Below are 24,185 nucleotides of genomic sequence, written 5' to 3' on the forward strand. Positions count from 1 at the left end.
GTTTCTACATAAAAAAGCACAGGAAGTAATAAACCTGTGCTTTTTTGATATTACTCAAAGTTTTTTAACTTTTTCTTCATCACCAGTCGTTGCATTTATAAAGATATCATATGTATCGTGATTATATGTACCTAAAAATTCATAAGTAAGAACTTCTTTATTAAAATCATTTAAGATAACAGCTAAACGTTCTTCTTCAACTTTAACATTTTTATTAAGCTTTGCTTTTGCTTGCTCAAGTGTAAGCTTAGGAGTAGGGATTTTACGTACATGGTTTGACGTAATATAGTTTTTAGCATTAAATCCGATGATTTGACCGTTATCTAATGCAACCTTTAATTGAATTGCTTCTGGATAGATGCGTACGTCATCAATTGATTTAACCATTTGAAGTACGCCAATCGTATCGTATTGTGAACTATCATATAGTTCCATGTTCTTATAGTTTTTTGAATTTAAATAGCTTAAACCTTTTTTCACTGCATCGTCTAAACTGATTTGCTGTTTCGATATTGGTCTATTTGTAATAAAGAAGATTGGCAAGCCAGCAGTTTCAGTTATTTCCATATACGTATCAGCTACTGGGTTTTTGTGAGCCATCGAAACTGAGTAAAAAGGTTCAAATCGTTTATTATCGCTTTGACTTCTAGTCACTTGGATTTTCGTTACATTTTTGAGCGGTACAGCGTCTTCAGCAATTTTTTTAGCTTCATTTTCATCAATTTTTTTACCAGTTAACTTCTTTAAGCCTTTAGATTCTTCTTGACCATTTGAAAACGTAGGACCGAAATCATTGTCTGTAGTTGCTTTTACTTGCTCAATATGTTTAAAACCATCTATGATACTATTGTCTCGAGGTGCTTCTTTTTCTTCAGCTATTTGACCAACATCAATCCAGCTTAAGTTCTTATTCATGATGTTTGTTTGTACATTCCGTAATCCATCTTGAATTTTTTCAGCTGTTGAATAGATATTACGTAAATTATTATATTCTTTTGCAGTTAAAGGTTCTTTATTTAAATCCCGAACCGCTGTTTTATAGCTAAAATTTCCGACTCCTGTTAAAAAGGCCTGCGTTTTATCAAAAGGCACAAATTTTAGTGGAAGCTGTGCAATATCTGATTTAGCTTGAATCGAGAGACGCCATACATCTGCTAAAGCAGGGGAGAGAGACGTTCTTGAATTCATTGCTAATGTCGTACCGATTTTATCGTGTAATAAATCCATATCAAATGTTAGTTCATTAAAAGCTCTTTGATAATTATTTTCGGCTTTTAAATTCATTTCTTTCAGATCGCGATTTTGCGTATATCCCCAATAACCAGTTCCGATTAGAGCGGCTGCTAAAGCACCTGCAACAATCCAACTACCTTTCATAATGACACCTCACTACAATTATTTACAAAAAATATGTTGACCAATAGTTAAGATAATAGGGCGGCCACGAATCCATTGATTTGTAGCTGTTTTAGGATTGTAATAATAGATACATCCTGTAGTTGGATCCCAGCCATTTATTGCATCAATTACTGCTTTTTTAGCCTGTGCATTAGGTGTTAAATTAATTTGACCGTCAGCTACAGCTGTAAAAGCACCTGGTTGATAAATGACACCTGCTATTGAATTTGGAAAAGAAGCGTTCGTTAAACGGTTTAAAATGACTGCAGCAACAGCAACTTGACCAATGTATGGCTCACCACGTGATTCTCCATATACTGCATTTGCCATTAATTTTATATCGTTATCTGTATAACCATTCGGGGCATTTGCAATCGGTTTATTATTTGGTTTTGAATTCGAATTATTAGGTTTATTTGTATTCGGTTTAGCTGGTTTATTATTCGATGTATTATTATTTGCTGTGTTATTTGATGCAGTACCTTTATAATTTTTGGTAGCCTTCGTAAGCTTTTCTTTTAATTTGGTACCTGCAATTCCATCAACCTTCATACCAAATTCCTTTTGAAAATTACGAAGAGCCCAGTAAGTATTCCAGCCAAAAACTCCATCAGGATTATCGTCAAGAAATCCTATAAATATTAGTCGCTCTTGAAGCTCCTTAACATCATCGCCAGTTGAACCACGGCTGAGTACTTGACTACTAAAGGCATTAACTTCTTTTTTAGGGGGTAAGTAAATATTTAAAGTAATCAGTGAAATACATATTATGCATAAGATAATAAATGCAGTTTTAAAGTGAAAATTCTTTTGCAAAATAAATCCTCCTTATTCAAATACATATAGGATTACTATTTGTAAAAAATTTCTTTTTATTAGTAAAAAGCGTAAAAACTGATATAAATTGCACAAACAAGAAACGGATAGATAGCGCAGAGGGGTCGAATAGTAAGGATAGGAGCAAAAAGGAGGAGGTATTATGAAAAGAACATTTAGAGCCATTTTCATTTTCTCATTCTTATTTTGTATTTTTTGCAAAGTAAACCCAGCTACTGCACAACCAGTTTATGAGCCTCCATATGCTAAATGGGGGAAAATTGCAGTTGAGACAACAATCCAAAGATATCCGCAAGCGGATGTAATAGATTATTTACACATTGGTAGAGAACAAAAAACACCAACAGTCTCAGTAGAAAAATTCAAATTATGGTTAAGATCAAAAGATGGAAGCAGGGAATTCGGGGTATATGTAAATGTAGAATTTGAACCAAGAACACAAAGATACTTAGGAATTACATATACTGAAACGGATCGTTAAGTAACTAACTTTAAAAAACATCGCTTAAAAGTGATGTTTTTTATTGGAACACACATTGCGAGAGATATCACATGGAGAAATTTTAAAGGAGAGTATTAATATTAAAGGATATATGATTTTAAAAATAGAGCTTATTAAGGGTTAGAAATATTATTTTTAATGATGGAACGGTAATTGAAATAAAAAAAATTCAACACAATTAGTGAGTGAAATAAACAAACAATAAAAGTTTGAATTGCTGTAGAAACTAAAACAAATTAACTAATATAATTTTTATTTTTTGAAGAATTTTTTATTTATTAATTTTTACTCATATATTAAATTACAATATAGAATTATTACTTATTAAATTAATTAGTATTTAAAATAAATTAATTTTTTTGATCTGATTATTCAAATTGTTGAATTTTTCCATTTCATCTCAAAACACTAAGAATACTTGCTTATTGAGATGGGAAATAGTGTTTTTACTTCAACTTCCTATAATATATATTATGTAAACTAGAAAAAATCATTAACATAAGGATTGCTATTTTTTACTACCCTACTGTGCAAAGACAACACTTTGTTTACTTCGAATTATATTTAGTTCGTATGAAATTTTTTTATTCTCAAAATGTGCTTCAATTAATATAACTCTCAAATCATGAAAAAAGCTCCCGAAATCAACTTCGGGAGCTTTTTTACTAAATAACAAAAATCTTTCGCGTCAACTTTACAAACTACACAACCCAAAGCATTAATTCTCTTCAGCTAAATAAAAATACTCCCGATCTAGCACCTTAAAATAAATCCAATAAGGAATCTGCCGATGCCCTGGAAGCAATGCATCTACAGCCTGCTGCTGCGTTTTGTATCCCTTTGCTAACTCATCTATCTTCTTACCATAGTCTTTAACAATCACAGCATTAGTTGGTGTCGGTGGTCTTTGATTCTCCCTAAGTGGATATTTTTCCTGAAGTTTCTTTCCAAACTTTGAAAGACCATCCCAGACTTTCGGTGGCAGTGTCACCATGTATAATCTTTTAGCAGAAAAAGACGAATCGTCCTTATGCTCACGAAACACTTCTCGAACCATTTTTGCCGCAAAAATATGATCTGGGTGCCCATAATATCCCACAACATCATCGTAAGTGAGAATCGTCGTAGGTTTATATTTTTTTATTTGTTGATAAATGTAGTTTTTCAACTCGATTGGATTGACTTCAGAAAGCTTGGCATCTGGGAAAGTTGCTTGAACTGGTGTTACGCCTAGTGTTTTTGCTGCAAGCTCTCCTTCTTTCTCGCGTGCTTTTCCGAGCTTATCTTTCGAGACTACACCACCTGTTTTTCCCGCTTCTCCTTCCGTCAAAACAACCATCGTTACCTTGGCGTTTTCTTCGTGAATCTCACGAAAAACTTCTCCAGAAACGGTAATTTCGTCATCTGGATGCGGAAAAATAAGCATCATTCTTTTTGGTGAATCTTTCGGAATCAGAGAATTTGTCACAACTGCTTTTTTATCTAAAATTAGGTTATGTACGAACCCGAGTCCGATAGTTAGTATTATTAAAATAGTGAACAACACAATCAAAATCCGTCTAATAATTTTATTTACCATATAACTGTTACCTTTCTTTTGACTTTGAAAATTAATTCAGCTCACTTTACCAAAGAAATAAGCGAATCGTTTAGCTTGATTCGCCTAATTCAAAAAAATTCTAATTAGTTTTCTGAATAAATTTATGCTTTGCTAACTTTTTGACGTTTCTTTGTTTTTTCAAATACCCACTCGTTTTGTATTTTGAAACTACTGAAAGAAAGCAATAAGTCCACAACAATTTTTAAAATACTCGCTCCGCCGTGGAAGGCATCTTGTAGGAAAGTAACACCATACGCTGAAACAATCATTTGAATCCCTGATAAAATATAATAGCGTACGACAGACCTTGCTGAAGAATGTTTAAAAACGGTTTTTGCATTTAATATGTAATTAACGATTGATGAAATGACCCGTGAGATAATGCCAGCCCATAACACAGCCGCGCTTGTGCCAATTCTATGTTCTAATAAAAAAATAAATAGCACAAATAACCCATAGTCAACGACAAAAGAAATAAGAGATGATGATAAAAACTTAAAGAACACAAAATAAATTTTAATAGAATCCACAAGCGGATTAAAGTGTGAACTGCTGTTTTTATCTAAATAAATTGTATCAATCAGTATCTCCTTGATGTCAATCCCCTGCTGTTTACAGCCCAGGAGCATATTCAACTCATATTCAAACCGCGCACCAGACAAATTAAGTAAAAAATTCATATATGAAACGGGAATTCCACGTAAGCCCGTTTGTGTATCCGTAATAGACAAACCTGTTAGATATTTAAAAATTGAACGAGTTAGTGTGTTTCCAAATCGACTACGGAACGGTATGTTTTCTTCAGAAAAATTTCGTACTCCTAAGATTAAATTATCTGGCGATGCCATCAAAGCTCTTGCCACTTGATCAATATCCTTCGGTGTATGCTGTCCGTCACAGTCTGCTGTCACAAGACCAGCCGAATTCGAGAAATTTTTTAAAAAATATGAAATCCCCGTCTTAAGCGCCATCCCTTTTCCTAGGTTGTGAGGGTGCTCAAGAACGGTACATCGGTCTACTTGACGTAAATTCTGAAAAATTCCATTGTACTTTGCATCGCTACCATCGTTAACGACTATAATATATGGATTAAATTTAGACTTCAATTCCTTAACCAAATGGATCAATCGATCATCTGGACTCAGAGCTGGTATTAGAATAACAGGTAAGTTCATCTGCATTTATTCGCGTCCTCGCAATCATTTCCATTAGCAATTATAATTTTTAAACGTTTATACTGAATTGAACATTAATTTTGTATTATAAATTAGTCTATCCTACAGGAAAGTATTTCATTAGTACCCTCTCGGCATCTCTATGTGTAACCTTAGGCATTCCCCCATAACTTTTTTTACTTGTTCAAAAGGAAGTACCTCAACATTTCCTTAAAATTCACATCAGTTAGAGTCAAGTCTGGACTAAGCAAGCACTTTAAATATTAATCGATTAGTAATTTCTACAAAAGTTACATGAATTCCTTCTATTACGTAAAGGGATGTCTTAATTTAATTATTAGCATCATACCAACCTTAATGTTTTATGTTTGGTACATAATTTGATTATACAAAATACCGCTGATAATATTTATTTTAAATATGTCAATTTAAATAATATTATTTTAAACTTAATCGAAACGTATAAGTTTATAAGTTCATCTCCATTCCGCTGATTCTACTGTTTGACATGCTCCCATTCGATTCAATTCAATTCAACCAATTGAGGACTGATGTTTATTAGGATTGTTCCATGAAGCAAAATCTGTATTGTTATAACTCCAAGGTGATATTAATGGGTAAATGGAATGAACAAGCAGCAGCGAATAATAATTTACCGTCTAGCACAATCCGTTCATCTGAGCTTCTACTAGGTAAAAAAGCAGACCATGAATTTTCAGATGACCTTTCTGATGGAGGAGAAAGAAATCAAAATATTGAAATGCTTAATAAAAATTCAAAGGTGAAATAATTGAAAGTATGCATCAATTAACAGTAAAAAAAGAGCTAATCGATTACTTGGCGATTAGCTCTTTACAATTTATATTTATAAAAATAGTGTTATAAAAGTTTAAAAGTTAATATACTTTGCTGGATTTACTGCGTTTGATTTTGCCTCATTCCATTGACCAGCATGCAATTCAAAGTGAAGATGCTGACCAAAAGAATGCCCCGAATTTCCCATTGTTCCAATTTTTTGTCCTTTTGAAACAGTTTGCCCTGCTGAGACTTGATAATTTTGCATATGAGCATAAACTGATGTAAATACTTTTCCTTTAATATTATGTGTAATAAAGACAACATTACCGTAACTAGATGAATGGTAAGCTCTTATTACAACGCCATTTGCTACTGAGACAATCGGTGTACTTCCATTCTTAGCAATATCTACGCCATAATGCGTTTCATGATCAAATGATCGATATCCAAAACCTGAAGATAAATAGCCTTCCGCTGGTCGAGTAAAATTACCACCTGAAATACTTGAAGCGACTTTTATTGCTTTTTCCTGTTCTTTTAATAGATCTTCCTGTTCTTCTAAACTTAAAATATCCTGTTCCTTTTCAGATACATCATCCTTAAGTTTACTTAGAATAGCATTCATTTGAATTTCTTGATTAACAAGTGAACGTTCTAAATTTTGAAGATCTTTTTTATCATTTTCCAACTTATGTTGAGTTAACATAAAGTCTTTCTTTTTTAATTCAACTTTTTCAATATCGTTTTGTTGTTCCTTAACGATGTCTTGGTCAGTATTCATAAATTTACCAATAGCGTTTATTCGTTGAACTAAATCACCAATACCTTTTGCATCAAAAATAACGTCTAAATATGAGTTATTTCCACCTGATTTTTGTATTGTAACTAAACGATTATTTATAATTACTTGACGTTGATCTAAACGTTTTTGCAATTCCTCTATTTCAGCTTGTAATTTTTCTATTTCTTTTTTACCATTTATTAATTCTGCCTCTTTTTGACTCTTCTTTATTTTCGCATCCTCAATTGATGTGTTAATTGTATTTAAAGAGTTTAATAACAATTTTTTTTGATCATTTAATTGATCCATCTCATTTTTTGCTTTTTCTGCTTCTTTTTGAACTTTTACTCGTTTATCTTGAATACTCTTAATCTTTGTATTATCTATATTCTCTGCAAGTACACCATTTGGAAGTATAGTAAATGATAAACTTGCAGCTACTAATATTAATTTATTAATTATTCGTTTCATCGTTATCTCCCTAAGCTTGACATATACTTATATATGTTAACTTAGAAATGTAACAATTTTATGCAAATTAGACTACACTCTTTTTACAAGTTTTTTACAAGCTCTTTGCAACGCTATAAAAAATATCCAGTAAACCAATATAAAATGGGAATGACTTTTCGTGTTTTGTTAGGTTGGCGTCATAAATTGGCACCATGTAATTACTTCCAGATTTATTGATTATTATTATTACAGCGTTATATTTTCTCATATTAAAGATTGCAAATTACTTTTTATTTTACTTTAGTTAAATTTTCTTCAATTAAATAGCACAATTCATCTTTTATATATAAGTCAAAAGAATTTAGTTGTTCTCCCTTTTTAAGTTTATTTAAAAGTGAACTGACAAAAACTTTATTTCCCTCATCTTTTATTTCATTTTCCAGAATGGAACGTAAAATATTTATGAGTAAAGACGGTTTTCCTTTTAACTCGTTGTCTAATGGAATACCCTCATCTATTTGAGTTTGAATCGTTGTTTTTCCATAAGATATTGCCGATAAATTTTCAATGCCTTCTATTTCCTTTACATTACTAACTAAGTGGATGCTCGTTACCCCTGTGCGAATTTCAAAATCCCCATTAATTTGTTTATTGTGATTTAAAAAGATATTTACTCGTTCCTTATAATAATTTAATGTATTTAAAAAGTTTAATACTGTATGATGAACAACCAGTTCAAGTTCAATTTTTAAATTATTACCAAAATTAAAAAATGTAAATGATCCATTTTGAAATGGAATTTCTGATCCATCAATATAAACTTTATGAATATCCACATTATTCCCTCCAAATAGTATTTTTTTACAATGTGCTGTATTAAACTGATACTTCAAACCTTACACCCAGAAACTAAATTTCCACTTAAAGTTACATTAAAAATCAATGAAAATTTGAATTATATATATCACATCAAAGAATTAAAGAGCCCCCTATTATTATGAAACTATTTATGAATCGTGACAGTTCGCTAATTTAATGAATAGGTAATAATTGACATCCTTTATCGCTAGGTTGATACTAAAGCAACTTTGATGTCTCAAGAGTTGACAAGAATACACTTATTCCAACTGGTGTTATCCTAGTTACAATAACGTTCGTATACCCAATGTAACCTGTTAAAGTTTCTACAAACAAAAAGGATTAAGACAACCGGAACGATCTCGAAAGAATGATTTAAATCAAATTTTATTTATTTGTAATTAAGAAACAATTCCTCTTTTTTTAAATTCACTGATCTAATCGTTAGTAAATAAAAAAAGCAGCCAAAAATGGCTGTTGCTCTTTTGTAACTTCTCTAATCTTGAGTAATTGATAACTTAATATTGATGTTTGTTTAATAAATATGTAATGGATTAACCTTTGAATAGATTATTGGAACCTCCAATAACCATCTAACATTTCAAAAAAGTGACTTTGATTTGTGTCAGTAAGGTTCACTAAAAAAGGTGTCTCCCCTTTTTCTTTTAATACTTTAGCAGCTGGACCATTACCAATTGGTGTACAAAATAGTAAATTAGTTCCGCTCAATTTTATTCTTATACAACGTGCATTGATTTCCGTATCAATGTACTCCTCGCCTTGTTTAAGGCCAAACAAATTCTCCCAAATTTCTAATGTCTCATCTAAATTATTTACGACAAAACCAACACTTTCCAATTTTGGTTCGCCTAATTTATGTGAACGAATCAGTCCTTGTTCTTCAAATTCCAAATACCTTTGTTCATCTGATTTTTCCCATTCAATAAAAAATGGTAACTTAACATTTTTTTTCGGGTATTCAGGGAATAATAATGACCACCTAATTACCTGGCCATCAGCACGAACTCTCTCCCCAGTAAGCGGTCCATAAACTGTAAGTCCTTCTGCTTTAAGTTTTATTGCTAGTTCTTCAATTTGATTTGTTCGGATCGCTATTGTCGCAGGACCTTCCAGACTTTCTTTTGCTAGTTGTTCTACGATTTGCGTAATTAATCGATTTTCCTCATGTTTTTCAGCTATTGATAAATTTTCAATTCCTAAAAATTCAATATAACTTAAGCCAAAATAAGTTAGGGTATTATATGTTCCCCAAGATTCATGACGTCCTCCCTTCACAACATGAATACCTCTTTGCTTTAAGGGTAAAATTGCTGTCTCCGGTTTCTTAAAGAACCAAACAAGGTGATCAAAGATTAAATCCATTATCGTACTCCTTTCACTCGATATTTATTGAGGAGATTAACGCCTGCAATATCCTCGTTTCTGTCAATATATATCTCATAAATATGTTACTTCCACTTATTTACCAATGTTATTAGAAATTTAAATAAGAGTAAACACATTTGATGACCAAATTAAAAACTCCTCAACAAGGCAAGGAGTTTTGTCTTTATCTATTTCGTTCCAGAAAATCTTTAACTCCTTCGAAATGATTCTTCATTTTTCCATCAATTTTGTCTAGGATATCATGACCATCTTTTGCAAGCGGGCTACTAGGTGATTGATGTGTATCAATCGAAGCAATATAGTCACCCGAACTGATCTTCATTGATAAAAAGTTGTGAATGTGATGACCAACATCATAATGCACCCAATCGATTACATGATCGTAAGCATTGTCTATGATCATGCGTAATGGGTATAGGAAAAGTTTACTCGTTGGAATCAGTAATCCTACTATACCTACTCCGCACCCGACAAGTACCACTTTCTTTCCTATTTCTTTGGCCACATGAGCGAACATGAATCTTGAATCAACAAACGATTGTCCATTTTTCATTTCCCCTTGAATGAGATTTTGATGACCCTCGATCACTAATTTTTGTTCATATGGATAATACGTTGCAAATCGTTTCTTCATCCAGCATCCTCTCTTCCATATAACACAATTCATTCACTACGTGTCCTTCTATTAAACGATATGAGAGAACTGGTAAAGTATTCTAATTAATGGATGTACAAAGCTGTATAAATAAGAACGATTGGATAAACCCAAGTCTCCTCTAGCCTACTCATTTTTTTACATGATTCTAAATAAATACATGGACAAATTCTAATACTAATCTTAAGAGGTGATATTTATGAGTAAATGGAACGAGCAAGCTGCAACGAATAATAATTTGCCATCTAGCACAATTCGTACATCTGAGCTTATGTTAGGTAAAAAAGCCGACCATGAATTTTCTGAAGACCTATCTGATGGCGGAGAAAGAAATAAAAATATTGAGACGCTAAATAAAAATCCTAAGCTGAAATAATTGTAAGTATGCCTGAATTCACAGAAAAATGAGCTAATCGAATACTTGTCGATTAGCTCTTTACAATTTAATTTGACAAACTAACGCACTAATTAGTTTTTAACATTTTTAAGATTATAAATTGAATAGTAGTTTAATAACAAATTGATAACAAACCTCTAACAGATTAATTTTATGTTAAATTAGTATTGAATTTAAAGTACTCTTTTAAAAAGTTAATAATCTAGTTCCTTCTTTTTTCCTCATTAGAAGACACCATAAATAATGAATTCTCTTTACAAATTAGTTGCATATGATATACTCTTTTTTGGTTTAACTAGATTAGTTTTCAAAGGAGTAACTTCATGAGTATTCAAAACGTGTATCTTTCTATCAAGCAAGGAGAAACAGCCACAAATCAGAACAGAATTCCTATTTCCTTTAATGAAACATTGCTAGGGCGTACATGGGGAGATGATTTCCCAGATATTCCTTTCACAAGTCAATATATTTCAAGAAAACATGCTTTAATTAGTTTCGATAAAGAAGAAAATTACACAATCGTTGATCTCATGAGTAAACATGGAACACAAGTAAATCATATTTCTATAGAGAAAAATAAACCATTTTTCCTTCGTGATGGCGATTGTATTAGTCTTGCAAGTGGTGCCGCTGTACTTATTTTTCATAATCTATTAGAGCAGAACCTTGGAGACACACTTGATATACCATTAGTTTTAGATAAACACCTAAACGATTTCAATGGTTTAACTGTGAATTTAGTTAAAAGAGAAATTTTAATTGATGGTGTAAGAATCCATCTAACTAGTAAAGATACAGAATTATTTTTGTTGTTATATCAAAGAGCCAATAGCGCAGTTAGCTATAACGAAATTAAAATAAATGTTTGGCCGGAACGAATTACGAATGACGTTGAGCAGCCTGATGTAGGACGAGAAGAAATTAATACTCTTTTATATAGATTACGTAAGAAATTAGGTAAATACGGTCAAAAGATTGTTTCTGTCCCTCGATATGGTTATATGTTTGAACAAGAGGATATGTAATAGATAAAAACGAATGAAAAAGAGTGTAGAATATTTAAAATTCTACACTCTTCTTTTCGCAAATAATTGTATTTCCCTTATAGTTAAAATAATTAATATTTAGATAGATTATAATAAATTAGCTCTTACTTTTTTCTCTAAAATTGTTAATTCAATATAAATTGCAATAAAAGAACACAATGAACCCACACAAAGAATTATTGCGCATACATATACAGGTAGAATTAACAGAATGTACCCTAAAACTACTAATAATAAATAAAACATTACATTTCACCCTTTTTCACATTGATCAAATTAAATCAAAATCGTCTTTAAAGAAATTATGTACTCATGTAAAGGTATTACTTCTTGCTTTCTTACTCAATATCACATTGATAACAAAACACTAACATTTTAAAATTAATAAGATTTGTAGACTCACAGATCGATAACAGGAAGATTGGTGCTAATGGAAACAGTCACAGTGAACAAAGAATTACTCCATCTTCTGACTGCTAAAAACACTTGTAATGTTATTATCCATACAGCTAGTTGACTTTAAATGAAAAAATATCTGATTTGTTTAAAAAGGAAGCTGAAGTCATAAATTGGATTGACGGTTTTGAAATGGTTTACTATTGAAGACCTACTTCATTCATATCGATTAAACCAAATGATATTGAAATGCTTCGTCATATTGGTATAGGTGTGTGGCTATGGGGAACGCTAGCGAAGAAGTTAAAGCAGCACCTAATTTTGTTTTTAGGACATTCTGAAAATGATGGATTAGCTGATTTTATAGAACGTTATCCTCTAATCAAAAGAAACATTTGCGATTTAGTGTTCTTTTTAATAATATGAAAATGTAATTCTATCGATTATAGTCAATAGGAGTATATTCTATATCAGAACAAAGGCCCAGAAAAAATCTGTGCCTTTTTGATTTAATGTAGAATAACTTCTAAATTTCAAACTGTCCTCAAAAGTGAAATTAATTAACCATAAAACTGTGTAATTTGTATCTCACTCTTGATTTATTACTTATTTCAAGCCTTTCCTTGTTGTTCATTCAAACGGTTTTACCTCGGTAACTTGATTTAGTGGTTATACCGAGTCTTCGTCTTGTCTAGATAAGTATATGAAGGAAACTGACTAAGTCAGCACCCAATGCGACTGCTGTGTCCCACAAAAAGCTGCCTTTAACCAGCTTAAGCAGTAAATGATCTTCAACTAAAGCATTCACTTATTGCATATGATTCATTAATTTTATGGTTATATACTTCTTTGGATAATCGTGTTAGAATACTTTATAATTTTACCAGCTTCATACACCAGAAAATAATTAAAGTTGACGGATTGCTATTAAATCTCATATTTATAAAATTCTGTTTCCCTTTAAAATATTCGGATTATTCACGTAATTGATTTTACTTTTCTTTTAGTACCCGTGTATCTTCTATGAATAAAATTAGCAATTAATCGAGCTAATAGATTAAATAATAGAACCATTACGATCAAAACTGCAGCGGACTTTGCAGCAATTTCTTTAGCGTCTGGGACAATACCTTCTGAATTCAGTTTCCAAATATGAACTGCTAATGTTTCTGCAGGTCGAAAAATATTAAATGGATTCATTTGACTATTAATTGGTGCTACCGAATTTAAAACTGGAGTTGTTAATCCTGCCGTATAGATTAAAGCTGCTGCTTCTCCAAATATTCTGCCTGCTGATAGAATAATCCCAGTGATAAGTTGTGGAATTGCTGTAGGAATACTAATTTTAACAATTGTTTGCCATTTTGTAGCCCCTAAACCAAAACTACCTTCTTTAATATTTTTCGGAACATCTAGTAGTGCAGTTTCTGATACACGGGTAAGACTTGGGAGATTTAATATTGTAATTCCGAGTGATCCCCCAATTAAAGAATAGCCCCAACCAGTCATTGTAACAAATACAAGTAAACCGAATAATCCAACTACAATAGATGGTAAAGAAGCTAAAGTTTCTATACAAAGTCTTACAAAACTTAGAAATTTCCCTGGCTTTGCATATTCTGCCAAATAAATTCCTGATCCTAATCCTAGAGGTATAGAAATCACCAATGTTAATACTAAAATATAAAATGAATTAAATAATTGTGGGCCAATGCCACCCCCGGCTTGCGTATTACTTGGTCTTCCAAATAAAAAATTTGGGTCCCAAAATCCCCATCCTTTTGAAATGATTTCCCATAGTAGATAAATAAGTAGTAATACAATAATTAATGAAACAATATAGAGAATGATTGTCCATAATTTATCAATACTTCGAGCATTCATTATACTTGTTCCCCCTATCTTTTACCTATTAATCGAATAATTAATATAAAGAAAAATGAAATCAGTAGTAAAATCATTGCCAATGACCATAATGCATTGTTCCATGAGGTTCCATTCATCGTATTAGCCATATCCATTGTTAATATACCAGTTAATGTGACAGTGGGATCAAAAATGCTTTTAGGAAATTGAAGTGTATTACCAATAACCATTTGAACAGCTAAAGCTTCCCCAAAAGCTCTAGCTAAACCTAGTACTACACCAGTTAATACATTAGTGGTCGCAGCAGGAACAATAGCCTTACTAATTGCTTGCCATCGAGTAGAACCTAACCCATAAGAAGCCTCTAAATAATCTTTCGGAACTGCTCTAATAGCATCTGATGCTATACTTGCAATTGTTGGAAGAATCATGATACTCAATACAATTATTCCTGCGATTAAACTAAAACCAACTCCACCAATTTGATTACGAATAATCGGGACTAAGATTGTTACTCCCAGAAATCCGTAGACAACTGAAGGGATACCTACTAGTATTTCTAAAACAGGTTTTAATATTTTATCTCCAAAAATCGGTGAAATATAATTCATAAATATAGCTAATGCGATTGCAATTGGTGCTGCAATAATGACTGCCCCAATTGATACTACGATTGAACCAGTAATAAATTTTAATGCTCCAAACCTAGGATTTTGTGCGTCATTAGGGCTCCAATCAGGAGAAAATAGCATTTCAAATAATGAAATATTACTCTGAGTAAATGATTGTATTCCTTTACCTACAATAAAAATAATAATCAAAATTGTGGTAAGTACCATTAAAATACCGCAAAAGGTTACTAATGTTCTACCTAAGTATTCATTTGCAAAGTAATTTCTTTTTCTTATTTTCATAAATAACTCCTAATAATAATTTTAGTGCTAATAAAGGGTGCCTAATCAAACTTAATTTGAAATAGAACACCCTTTTGAGTTAGATCATTATTTTAAATTACCCATTTTGGACATCGGTATATAACCCATTTCTTCAACTTTCGCTGAAAAATCATCGCCTTGAACAAAATCTATATAACTTTTTACTGGGTCTTTTAAATCACCTTTTGTAATCATGTACTCATATGAGTAAAATGGATATTTTCCATTTGTTATATTATCAATTGAAGAATCATTTCCATCTATTTGAACAATCGTTAAAGCATTCTTTTTATCTCCAACGAGATATGAATTTGCTAAATAAGAAATCGTCCCTGGAGTACTATTTATTGCTTGTTCAACAGCTCCATTTGAATCTTGGACTGTACCGACTGAATCGTTTATTTTCACACCACTCATAACGGTTTTTTCGAAAGCTGCTCTTGTCCCAGAAGCAGCTGGACGATTTATCACATTTATTTTCTCGTCCTTGCCTCCAACATCTTTCCAATTAGTAATTGTTCCTGAGAAGATATCTTGTATTTGTTTTAACGTTAATGAAGTAACAGTAACTTCCTTATTAACAATAATCGAATAACCGATACCTGCAACTTTAGTTTCAACTAAATCCTTTGCAAGAGCAGGGTCACTAAGTTTTTCACTAGCTGGCACATCAGAGTTCCCAATTTGAACAGCTCCTGAAGTTACTTGGTTCACTCCAGTTCCACTACCACCACCTTGAATAGTAATCGAAACACTTGGATTATTACCCATAAATTCTGTAGCAGCTTCCTCAGCTAAAGGCTGCAATGCAGTTGAACCAGCAGCTGTAATCGTACCACTTAATTTTCCACCACCAGTTTGATTCTTTTTATTCGTATTTTTTTGAGTATTACATCCTACCAACATGATTGCTACTAACATAATTGCAAACATCAGTTTAATACTTCGTTTCATAAGATACCTCCAAAGTAAAATTAGTTAACCTTCAAATTATTGCACTTTAAATTTACTAAATAGTTTGTGTTAAAAAAAAATCTACTATGCAATCTAAATTCATTCTAGATTAACTTTGTCTATTCATTATTTTAGAAATTAACTAAAGTGCGAATATAACTTTTCATAAATTTTATATTCTCATTTTTATTGGTTTAAGAAATAATGTTTGCCCTTTACAAGATAATAAATATTCTCAGCAATATTTGTTGCATAGTCTGCAATTCTTTCAAGATATCTGCAAATAAATGCCATTTGCATTAAATTTGTAACATGATCAGGTGAATCGGCAATGCAATTCATTAAAAATTTAACTGTTTCTCCATATAAATCATCTACTTGATCATCTATTTCGCCAATTTCTTTAGCCGCATATAAATCCTCCGTGCGATACGCATCCACTGCTCTAGATAACATATCAATTCCTAATTCATGCATTTTTTCAATATTTTCTAATGGTAAATTTTCCTGTCGATCACGTATCCTAATCGTCGATTTCGCAATATTTACAGCGTAATCGGCAACGCGTTCAAGGTCATGTGAAATTTTTATAGCTGTTAAATTCCTTCTTAAGTCTACGGCTACAGGTTGCTGTCTAGTAATTATTACAACAATTAATTCATTTATCTCTTCTTCTAGTTTATTTATACGATTATCTTCATCAATTACTTCTAAAGCTTTTTCAATATCTTCAGCTCGAAACGCATCCATACTTTTAATTACAGCCTTTTTTGTTTTCTCAGCTAATTCGATGATTAATTCTTGTAACTTTCTTAAATCTTCTTCAAATTTATGTCTCATCAATGATCACCTCTTGATCCTTCCATTAACCGAAACGTCCAGTGATATAATCCTCTGTACGTTTATCTTTTGGTGTAGAAAATAATTTATTCGTATCAGAGTATTCAACTACTTCACCACTGAGGAAAAACGCAGTTCGATCAGATACACGAGCAGCTTGTTGCATATTGTGAGTAACGATTATAATACTGAATTCCTTTTTCAGATTATGAATAAGCTCTTCTACTTTTAAGGTAGATATAGGATCTAATGCAGATGTGGGCTCATCCATTAAAATAACGTCTGGTTCAATTGCCAAACATCGTGCTATACATAATCGTTGTTGTTGACCTCCTGAAAGACCGAAAGCATTTTCATGTATACGATCCTTCACCTCTTCCCAAATAGCAGCGCCTTTTAAACTTTTCTCAACTATTTGATTTAGCTCTTTTTTATCTTTAATACCTTGAATTTTTGGTCCATAAGCTACATTTTCCCAAATCGATTTAGGAAAGACGTTTGGTTTTTGAAATACCATACCAACATGGGTTCGTAATTCTTCAACGGGATAATTTTTATCAAAAATATTTTGATCACGATATAAAATAATACCCTCAGTTCTAACGGTTGGTACTAATTCAACCATTCTATTTAAAGTTTTTAAATAGGTGGATTTACCACAACCACTAGGTCCGATGATTGCTGTCACTTCATTTTCATATATACTTAAATTGATATCTTTTAACGCTTTATCTTGACCATACCAAAGAGATAAATTCTGTGTATCATAAACAATTAATTTTTTAAAATCAGACTGCGCTTCAATCTTATCTTTTTTCTCATGTTTTTCTTTAATCATTGTATTAGTCATTTATTTCGATACCCCTCCATTTTGAATTTTAATTACATTTCTTAATCCAACACTAAATTTTCAAATCGCCTCCAGTATTCCAACTTATTTTTAAATTACTTTATCTTTACTTCTTGATTAACAACATCAATTCTACAAACCTATAAATATTAGTTAGATTCCCCTATTATCTTAGTATCATACTTACATGAAGCGCAAAAAAGGCAGCGCCATAATAAAGCAAGCTGCCTTTTTCATTATTAAAAAATAAAAGAGCAATGCTCCTTCTATTCAAGAAGAGCATTGCTCTTTTTTCTATTTTTATAGTTAATGGACAACCCATAGGTTTGCCAGTACATAATGTTTAATTACGAGATATCTGTATTGTGCAAGACTGATCTCTTTCAGCTTCAATCCTCTTCGGCACTAGTAAGGTTATTGTTTCTACTTCCTTCAGCGTCAAAAGATGTTGGCAGTAGCGAGAATTAAAAATTTAAATGTATCTTTTTTCTATTAATTAAGCACTCACTTATGATAATATTCTTTATTAGCTAATTAAGTGGGATTTTTTTAAACTGCCGTTTCTGATTCATCCTCTTTTTTTTCAGACCCACTTCTGAAAAACTGTCCAACAATGTATAGACCTCTTCAAGACGCTTCTATAAGTACGTTTGTTATCTGCGATCGATACATGGTTAGTTGTATTAAAGTTTTTTTATAAAAGTTACTTAATATTTAATTGAATTAAGAGTTGTATTTTCAGTAAAAATTTGAACAGCTGAGCTTGTACCAATTCTTGTTGCCCCTGCTTCAACCATAGCTTTAATATCCTCAATGCTTCGAACACCGCCGGAAGCTTTTACACCAACTGATTTTCCAACTGTTTCTCTCATTAGAGCAACATCTTTAAGAGTTGCTCCATGTAATGAGAAGCCAGTCGATGTCTTTACATAGCCAGCTCCTGCTTTTACTGATAATTCACATGCTACTTGTATTTCTTGTTCTGTTAATAGACACGCCTCTATAATAACTTTAACTAAGGCTTTACCATTCGCAGCTTCTACTACAGCGTTTATATCTTTTTCGACTAGATCATAATTTTCACCTTTCAAAGCACCTATATTTATGACCATATCTACTTCTGTAGCACCATTTTCAATAGCATTATTAGTTTCAAATACTTTGGTTTCGATTGTATTAGCACCTAATGGAAATCCAATTACAGTACATACATTAACATCAGATTGTCTCACGAGTTTTGAGGCTAATTTTACCCAAGTAGGATTTACAACTACCGAAGCAAATCCGAATTCCATCGCTTCATTACATAACTTTATAATGGCTACATCATCAGTCTCTGGCGATAATAATGTGTGATCAATAATATTTGTATATTCCATGTTTTACTCCACCTTATAAATTATTTTGAGTTTAACTCTGTGCAATTTCCATTGAATCTGCCAAATTTTGAAACTTTATATCGACTTCATTTTTTTAGTATGTTAGAAAGTGAAAGATAATTGTGAATCAATACACTCAATAATATATCTTATATCGTTATGAATTCGTGGATTGTTTCCACCTATTCATTATAAAAAATCTGTAAAAATTTAAACCATCCATTGTAGTACTTTTTACCCCATCCACTTAAAAAATGAGTAAAAAAGGAATCATGATTAGTACATGATTCCTAGTTCATATAGATTTTAGTGCTTTAGAAAATCTCTTTATCCCTTCATCTATTGACTTTTCGTCTTCTCTTGCAAAGGTAAAACGAACAAACCCTTTTTTAGAACCCATTGTTAAACCAGGTGCAAATAGTACCCCTCTTTTAATTGATTCTTCTAGTAATTGTACTTCATTAACTTCCTTTTTTAATTTGCACCAAATATGGATACCACCATGTGGCTGAGTAAATTCTACCTGATCCTTTAAATAAAATTGGAGGCTTTTAACAATTTGATTTCTTCTTTTTTCTAGCTGATTAACTAAATTTTTAATATGTAAATGAAAATTTTCAGCTTCTAAAAAGTCATTTGCAATCCACTGTGTAAATCCAGAGTGACCAAAATCTATTTGTTGTTTAGCATCAGATAATCTCTCAATTACAGGCTTTGGACCAATAATCCAACCAATTCTTAATCCAGAAGCAACAATCTTTGACAATGAACTTATATATAATACATTTCCATTTTCATCTAGTGATTTTAATGTAGAGATTGTTTCCCCATTAAAAGACGTTAAACTATACGGATCATCTTCAATGACAGGGATTCCAAGTTCTGAAGAAATATCTAATATGCTCCTACGACGTTCAAGACTAAGATTCGTACCGGTTGGATTTTGATAGGTTGGATTTAAGAAAAGCATTCTAATTCTATGTTTTTTATGTAATTCGATTATATCGGCAGGGTTCACTCCATTATGATCTACCGGTAATAAATAGGTTTTAACTCCTGCTGATTTAAAAATTGGTAGATTGTATGCATATGAAGGGTCTTCAATAGCTACTGAATCTCCAGGGTTTAGCAAACATTGTACAACTAAATATAATGCTTGTTGAGCACCTGATGTGATTAAAATTGAAGAAGAATCCGTATTAATTTTTCGATATTGTTTAACATGGTTTGCGATCGTTTCTCTTAATATTTTGTAACCTTGTGGATGATCATATCCAAGACTGCCAATAAATGATCTAGTTGAAGTAATTTCTCTTAATGTTTTCATTGGAAAAAGATCTTCTGACAACTCTCCACTTGCTAAATTAATTAGCTTTTCTTCTGCTGTCTTTTGACGAATTCTTTGGGTTACAGGCAAGTTTGGTAGAAAAGAGCCAGCTTCAACATATCTATTCCAACTGGGTATTCGCTTCTTAGTAATCCCCCAAATATCTTTACTGATAGTTGTTCCGCTTCCTCTATTTCTTTCAATAAGTCCATTTGATTCCAATTCATCATAAGCGGCAACTACTGTGCTTCGATTAATGTTAAATTCTTTTGCTAAATGCCTTTCGGAAGGAAGTGGTTTATCTAATGGAAAAGTACCGTTAACTATTCCTTCTTCGATATACTCGGCAAGTTGTTTATAGATAGCTTTTTTCGCTTCACGATCGGGTTTCCATTCCATTGACAATACTCCTCGCAATTAAATATTCTTTCTCACAAAATTTTAAATCTAATATTTTTATTTCAACCTACTATGAAATCTATTTTAACGACTTAATTTTAATAAAATAATTCATCTATTATAGATTAATTTTTTTAGCTATTACTCATCCAATTATCATATAGTTTTACCATCCACTTTACAAAAAAACAAATTTTCCATCAAAAAATGTTACTTAAAAAATCTGCAGAAAACCAGAAATATCAACTGATGATACGTGAATTTGAGATCAAAAATCACTTCAAATACTGGTAAATTAACTTTTTTTTTATTGTGAACATTTATTGACAGTAATTCTGATTTCGTTGACTTTCAATATTTATGGTTCTATATTTTAACCAATTGTGAATCAAATTTACTCAATAACGTTATGAAAATAAAAATTGAAAAGGATTTTGTTCATGAAGAATAAATGGACCTTACAAACTTTTTTTATTTCTATTCTCATTTTGTTATCTGGTTGCGAACCAGTAAAGGTGTTGGATCCTAAAGGACCTCAAGCTCAAATTCAAGCTAAAGATATTATGTTATCCATTTGGATTATGTCTTTTATTGTCTTGGTCGTCTTCCTTATTTTAGGTTATATGCTATTTAAATATCGTTCATCTAAGCAAAGTAACGATTATGAACCTCCTAAAATTAAAGGTAGTGTAATGGTTGAAATGATTTGTGTCGGGATTCCAGTATTGATCATCATTTTTCTTTCAATCGTTTCGGTACAAAGCAACAATAAGGTCGAGTCTGCCCCGACTGGTTATGCAAATAAGAAACCATTAATCATTTACGCAACTTCATCTAATTGGAAATGGCATTTCAGTTATCCAGAAGAAAATATTGAGACGGTAAACTATTTATATATTCCTACAAATAGACCACTAGAATTTAAATTATATTCAGACGGACCAATTACAAGTTTTTGGATTCCACAATTGGGAGGACAAAAATATGCCATGTCAGACATGGTCAATACATTATACTTAGCTGCTGATGTTCCAGGTGAATATATGGGACGTAATGCAAATTTCAGTGGTAAAGGATTTGCAGAAAATACTTTTAATGTCGAAGCGGTCCCTGTAAACAAATTTAATCAATGGGTCAAAGATGTTAAGAAAACCGCTTCACCTCTAACGAAAGAAAAGTTCACACAGTTGTTAAAACCAGGTCACCTTGGAGAATTAACGTTTACAGGAACTCATTTGGAGTACTTACCTCCAAATGAAGGAGGTCATAAACATCACTCTAGTGAAAATGATATGGACTCTGAAATGGAAATGAATTCAAAACACTCTGGTCATTAATCTTTCGGTATTTTTCAAATATAAATGTAGTTAAAGGAGTTCATGTATTATGGAATTTTTCGATCGATTTGCGATTCCAAACCCAAACCCCGCTATTTATGCATCGATGATCGCTATTGGGGTAACTGTAATTGCTATTGTAGTTGGTTTAACCTATTTCAAAAAATGGGGTTATTTATGGAGAGAATGGTTAACAACCGTTGATCATAAACGAATTGGGATTATGTATTTACTTTCTGCATTACTAATGCTTTTCCGAGGTGGAGTAGATGCCATTTTGATGCGAGCTCAGACGGCCGTTCCCGAAAATACGATATTAGATGCACAGCATTATAACGAAATATTTACGACTCACGGGCTTGTCATGATTATTTTTATGGCAATGCCATTTATCTATGCTCTTATGAACTTTGTTGTACCCCTTCAAATTGGTGCACGTGATGTAGCATTCCCGCGTTTAAATGCACTAAGCTTTTGGTTGTTTTTTATGGGGGCGATGTTATTAAATATCTCATTTGTAATAGGTGGCTCTCCAGATGCAGGATGGACATCATATTTCCCACTAGCTGGAAATGAACTGAGTAAATCAGTTGGCACAAACTATTATATGATTGCACTCCAAATTGGTGGACTTGGTACATTACTTTCTGGAATTAATTTTGTCACAACGATTTTAAAAATGAGGGCACCGGGTATTACACTTTTTAAAATGCCGATTTTCACTTGGTCTGCTCTAACGACAAATGTGATTGTAATATTTGCATTCCCTGTTTTAACAGTGGCTCTTTTGATGGGTACGATGGACAGACTATTTGGTACAAATTTCTTTACAACGACAAATGGTGGGATGGATATGCTTTGGGCAAATCTTTTTTGGATATGGGGACATCCAGAAGTATACATCCTAGTTTTACCTGCTTTTGGTGTCTATAGTGAGATCATCTCAACATTTGCACGTCGAAACTTATACGGATACAAATCAATGGTCTATTCTATGTTAATTATCTCGTTTCTATCGTTCTTAGTTTGGACTCATCATTTCTTTACAATGGGTCAAGGTGCATTAACGAATAGTATATTCTCGATTACAACAATGGCAATTGCCATTCCAACTGGAATAAAAATTTTTAATTGGCTGTTTACACTTTGGAGAGGAAAAATCGTTTTTACTGTTCCGATGTTATATTCTGTTGGTTTCATTCCGATTTTCACGATTGGCGGTGTAACTGGCGTGATGCTAGGGATGTCTGCCGCTGATTATCAATACCATAATACGATGTTTTTAGTAGCCCATTTCCATTACACGATCATTCCCGGTGTTGTTTTTGCCATGATTGCTGGACTTACCTACTGGTGGCCTAAAATGTTTGGTTTTATGTTAAATGAACGAATTGGAAAATGGGCATTCTGGTTTATCGCAATTAGCTTTAACGTAACATTTTTCCCAATGTTCTTTACAGGATTAAATGGTCAAGCTCGTCGTATGTATACTTATTCAGAGTCTACAGGATTTGGTCCATTGAATTTATTGTCGTTTATTGGAGCAATCGGATTGGCTATAGGGTTTATCTTATTAGTGTATAACATTTATTATAGTATTCGTCATTCATCTAGAAATATTAGCTCAGACCCATGGGATGCTCGTACTTTAGAATGGGCAACTCATAGTCCTGTTCCTTCTTATAATTTCGCTATTACCCCTGAAGTAAATTCGATAGAAGCATTTTGGGATGCGAAGAAATTAGGAATACCGATCTTTAAAGGGCATTATGATAAAATTCATATGCCAAATAATAGTGGCGCACCTTTTATCATGGGCTGTATTTTATTTGTTTTTGGATTCTCATTTGTCTTTTCAATGTGGATTCCTGTAATTATTTCTGTAATAGGAATATTTGTTTGTATGGGGCTTCGTTCTTTTGAAATTGATAAGGGTCACTATATTCCTGTAGAAAAAATTATGGAAAACGAAAATGAATATAGAGGTGCCTAAAC

At 32.2% G+C, this 24,185-nt stretch carries 21 protein-coding genes; 6 read left to right on the top strand and 15 right to left on the bottom strand.

What is annotated here, in order from left to right; translation table 11 throughout:
- Window positions 1-54 precede the first annotated feature (54 nt).
- Entirely contained in the window at window positions 55-1,380 is a 1,326-nt protein-coding gene (ypeB, locus tag ACFVRR_RS14205; protein WP_387329714.1) for a germination protein YpeB, read from the bottom strand.
- Window positions 1,381-1,395: 15 nt separating this feature from the next.
- Window positions 1,396-2,214: a spore cortex-lytic enzyme gene (sleB, locus tag ACFVRR_RS14210; RefSeq protein WP_387329550.1), complete on the bottom strand. Its 819-nt coding sequence runs from the start codon at window positions 2,212-2,214 to the stop codon at window positions 1,396-1,398.
- A 163-nt stretch (window positions 2,215-2,377) separates the two neighbouring features.
- Between sleB and ACFVRR_RS14215 the strand changes: the two genes are divergently transcribed.
- On the top strand, window positions 2,378-2,716 hold the full coding sequence (locus tag ACFVRR_RS14215) for a DUF3889 domain-containing protein (protein WP_387329553.1): 339 nt from the start codon (window positions 2,378-2,380) through the stop codon (window positions 2,714-2,716).
- 739 nt (window positions 2,717-3,455) lie between these two features.
- On the opposite strand, the gene ACFVRR_RS14220 is transcribed toward ACFVRR_RS14215, so the two are convergent.
- Both ACFVRR_RS14220 and ACFVRR_RS14225 read right to left on the bottom strand, forming a co-directional pair.
- Window positions 3,456-4,316 (bottom strand): PIG-L deacetylase family protein, encoded by an 861-nt coding sequence (locus ACFVRR_RS14220; RefSeq protein WP_387329556.1) that lies wholly within the window; start codon window positions 4,314-4,316, stop codon window positions 3,456-3,458.
- A gap of 122 nt (window positions 4,317-4,438) precedes the next feature.
- On the bottom strand, window positions 4,439-5,464 hold the full coding sequence (locus ACFVRR_RS14225) for a glycosyltransferase (RefSeq protein WP_387329559.1): 1,026 nt from the start codon (window positions 5,462-5,464) through the stop codon (window positions 4,439-4,441).
- Window positions 5,465-6,125: 661 nt separating this feature from the next.
- Here ACFVRR_RS14225 and ACFVRR_RS14230 point away from each other — a divergent pair.
- The gene (locus ACFVRR_RS14230) at window positions 6,126-6,302 is read left to right on the top strand and encodes a hypothetical protein (protein WP_387329562.1); all 177 of its coding nucleotides are present in this window, start codon (window positions 6,126-6,128) and stop codon (window positions 6,300-6,302) included.
- Window positions 6,303-6,401: 99 nt separating this feature from the next.
- Here the strand turns inward: ACFVRR_RS14230 and ACFVRR_RS14235 are convergent, their stop codons facing one another.
- The 4 genes from ACFVRR_RS14235 to ACFVRR_RS14250 form a co-directional block, all read right to left on the bottom strand.
- On the bottom strand, window positions 6,402-7,562 hold the full coding sequence (locus ACFVRR_RS14235) for a murein hydrolase activator EnvC family protein (RefSeq protein WP_387329565.1): 1,161 nt from the start codon (window positions 7,560-7,562) through the stop codon (window positions 6,402-6,404).
- A gap of 272 nt (window positions 7,563-7,834) precedes the next feature.
- Window positions 7,835-8,380: a hypothetical protein gene (locus ACFVRR_RS14240; protein ID WP_387329568.1), complete on the bottom strand. Its 546-nt coding sequence runs from the start codon at window positions 8,378-8,380 to the stop codon at window positions 7,835-7,837.
- Window positions 8,381-8,972: 592 nt separating this feature from the next.
- On the bottom strand, window positions 8,973-9,785 hold the full coding sequence (locus ACFVRR_RS14245) for a VOC family protein (protein WP_387329571.1): 813 nt from the start codon (window positions 9,783-9,785) through the stop codon (window positions 8,973-8,975).
- Window positions 9,786-9,972: 187 nt separating this feature from the next.
- On the bottom strand, window positions 9,973-10,443 hold the full coding sequence (locus tag ACFVRR_RS14250) for a hypothetical protein (protein ID WP_387329573.1): 471 nt from the start codon (window positions 10,441-10,443) through the stop codon (window positions 9,973-9,975).
- Window positions 10,444-10,663: 220 nt separating this feature from the next.
- Between ACFVRR_RS14250 and ACFVRR_RS14255 the strand changes: the two genes are divergently transcribed.
- Together ACFVRR_RS14255 and ACFVRR_RS14260 are read left to right on the top strand one after the other, a co-directional pair.
- Window positions 10,664-10,840 carry a hypothetical protein gene (locus ACFVRR_RS14255; protein WP_387329576.1) on the top strand — a complete coding sequence of 59 codons (177 nt, stop codon included), beginning with the start codon at window positions 10,664-10,666 and terminating at the stop codon, window positions 10,838-10,840.
- 344 nt (window positions 10,841-11,184) lie between these two features.
- Window positions 11,185-11,886, top strand: a complete 702-nt coding sequence (locus ACFVRR_RS14260) for an FHA domain-containing protein (protein ID WP_387329578.1) — start codon at window positions 11,185-11,187, stop codon at window positions 11,884-11,886.
- A 1,395-nt stretch (window positions 11,887-13,281) separates the two neighbouring features.
- On the opposite strand, the gene pstA is transcribed toward ACFVRR_RS14260, so the two are convergent.
- From pstA to pdxR, 7 genes are all read right to left on the bottom strand, one after another.
- Complete coding sequence (gene pstA / locus ACFVRR_RS14265; RefSeq protein ID WP_387329581.1) at window positions 13,282-14,187, bottom strand: phosphate ABC transporter permease PstA; 906 nt, start codon at window positions 14,185-14,187, stop codon at window positions 13,282-13,284.
- Between the two features lie 14 nt (window positions 14,188-14,201).
- On the bottom strand, window positions 14,202-15,083 hold the full coding sequence (pstC, locus tag ACFVRR_RS14270) for a phosphate ABC transporter permease subunit PstC (RefSeq protein WP_387329584.1): 882 nt from the start codon (window positions 15,081-15,083) through the stop codon (window positions 14,202-14,204).
- A gap of 87 nt (window positions 15,084-15,170) precedes the next feature.
- Window positions 15,171-16,058, bottom strand: coding sequence for a phosphate ABC transporter substrate-binding protein PstS family protein (locus tag ACFVRR_RS14275; RefSeq protein WP_387329587.1), 888 nt, complete (start codon window positions 16,056-16,058; stop codon window positions 15,171-15,173).
- A gap of 186 nt (window positions 16,059-16,244) precedes the next feature.
- Complete coding sequence (gene phoU / locus ACFVRR_RS14280; RefSeq protein WP_483867345.1) at window positions 16,245-16,901, bottom strand: phosphate signaling complex protein PhoU; 657 nt, start codon at window positions 16,899-16,901, stop codon at window positions 16,245-16,247.
- A gap of 22 nt (window positions 16,902-16,923) precedes the next feature.
- Window positions 16,924-17,736 (bottom strand): phosphate ABC transporter ATP-binding protein PstB, encoded by an 813-nt coding sequence (pstB, locus tag ACFVRR_RS14285; RefSeq protein ID WP_387329716.1) that lies wholly within the window; start codon window positions 17,734-17,736, stop codon window positions 16,924-16,926.
- Window positions 17,737-18,455: 719 nt separating this feature from the next.
- Entirely contained in the window at window positions 18,456-19,127 is a 672-nt protein-coding gene (gene deoC / locus ACFVRR_RS14290) for a deoxyribose-phosphate aldolase (protein WP_387329593.1), read from the bottom strand.
- Window positions 19,128-19,422: 295 nt separating this feature from the next.
- Window positions 19,423-20,853, bottom strand: coding sequence for a MocR-like pyridoxine biosynthesis transcription factor PdxR (pdxR, locus tag ACFVRR_RS14295; protein WP_387329596.1), 1,431 nt, complete (start codon window positions 20,851-20,853; stop codon window positions 19,423-19,425).
- A 440-nt stretch (window positions 20,854-21,293) separates the two neighbouring features.
- Between pdxR and qoxA the strand changes: the two genes are divergently transcribed.
- Both qoxA and qoxB read left to right on the top strand, forming a co-directional pair.
- Entirely contained in the window at window positions 21,294-22,190 is an 897-nt protein-coding gene (gene qoxA, locus ACFVRR_RS14300) for a cytochrome aa3 quinol oxidase subunit II (protein ID WP_387329599.1), read from the top strand.
- A 49-nt stretch (window positions 22,191-22,239) separates the two neighbouring features.
- Window positions 22,240-24,183 (top strand): cytochrome aa3 quinol oxidase subunit I, encoded by a 1,944-nt coding sequence (gene qoxB / locus ACFVRR_RS14305; RefSeq protein WP_387329602.1) that lies wholly within the window; start codon window positions 22,240-22,242, stop codon window positions 24,181-24,183.
- Window positions 24,184-24,185: the final 2 nt, after the last annotated feature.

Source organism: Gottfriedia sp. NPDC057948, assembly GCF_042887255.1.
Taxonomy (GTDB): domain Bacteria; phylum Bacillota; class Bacilli; order Bacillales; family Bacillaceae_G; genus Gottfriedia.